Origin of the sequence: Pseudoalteromonas sp. CNC9-20, assembly GCF_022347875.1 — a bacterium.
Taxonomy (GTDB): domain Bacteria; phylum Pseudomonadota; class Gammaproteobacteria; order Enterobacterales; family Alteromonadaceae; genus Pseudoalteromonas; species Pseudoalteromonas ruthenica.
In genome coordinates, this window is record NZ_JAKRFS010000015.1 from 1 (window position 1) to 1,336 (window position 1,336).

The window sequence follows — 1,336 nt, forward strand, 5'->3', positions numbered from 1 at the left end:
TTGCTCTTTAACAATTTGGAAAGCTGATAAAAACTTTGAATCACGTAAGTGATTTAGAGTTCTCAATAAGTAAAGAAAATGCCAGTTAATCGACAGATTAATTGTGCGTCTACTTTAGTATTCTATAACTTCTGGCGAAGTTAAACAGTCACACCAAACAGCTCAAACTACTTTGGGTTGTATGGTTAAGTGACTAAGCGTACACGGTGGATGCCTTGGCAGTTGGAGGCGATGAAGGACGTATTAACTTGCGATAAGCCTGGTCAAGCTAGTAAAAAGCGCTTGAGGCCAGGATTTCCGAATGGGGAAACCCACCTGCTTGCAGGTATCTTGCACTGAATACATAGGTGTAAGAGGCGAACGCGGAGAACTGAAACATCTAAGTACCCGTAGGAAAAGAAATCAACCGAGATTCCGAAAGTAGCGGCGAGCGAAATCGGAGCAGCCCTTAAGCTTATTTGATGTTAGTGGAAGGCTCTGGAAAGTGCCACGATACAGGGTGATAGTCCCGTACACGACAATGTCTAATAAGTGAAATCGAGTAGGTCGGAGCACGTGAAACTTTGACTGAATATGGGGGGACCATCCTCCAAGGCTAAATACTCCCAACTGACCGATAGTGAACCAGTACCGTGAGGGAAAGGCGAAAAGAACCCCTGTGAGGGGAGTGAAATAGAACCTGAAACCGTGTACGTACAAGCAGTAGGAGCCCTTCGAGGGTGACTGCGTACCTTTTGTATAATGGGTCAGCGACTTATATTTTGTAGCGAGGTTAACCGAATAGGGTAGCCGTAGTGAAAGCGAGCGTTAACTGCGCGTTGAGTTGCAAGGTATAGACCCGAAACCCGGTGATCTAGCCATGGGCAGGTTGAAGATTGAGTAACATCAATTGGAGGACCGAACCCACTAACGTTGAAAAGTTAGGGGATGACCTGTGGCTTGGAGTGAAAGGCTAATCAAACCGGGAGATAGCTGGTTCTCCCCGAAATCTATTTAGGTAGAGCCTCGGACGAATACCATTGGGGGTAGAGCACTGTTTGGGCTAGGGGGTCATCCCGACTTACCAACCCCATGCAAACTCCGAATACCAATGAGTACTATCCGGGAGACACACGGTGGGTGCTAACGTCCATCGTGGAGAGGGAAACAACCCAGACCGCCAGCTAAGGTCCCAAAGTGTATGTTAAGTGGGAAACGATGTGGGAAGGCTAAAACAGCTAGGAGGTTGGCTTAGAAGCAGCCACCCTTTAAAGAAAGCGTAATAGCTCACTAGTCGAGTCGGCCTGCGCGGAAGATGTAACGGGGCTAAACATACCACCGAAGCTGCGGCTGCAAC

At 47.8% G+C, this 1,336-nt stretch carries 1 rRNA gene; it reads left to right on the forward strand.

The annotated features are described in order from the left end of the window. Positions 1-183 precede the first annotated feature (183 nt). A 23S ribosomal RNA gene (locus tag MHM89_RS18765) occupies positions 184-1,336 on the forward strand; the annotation flags it as partial.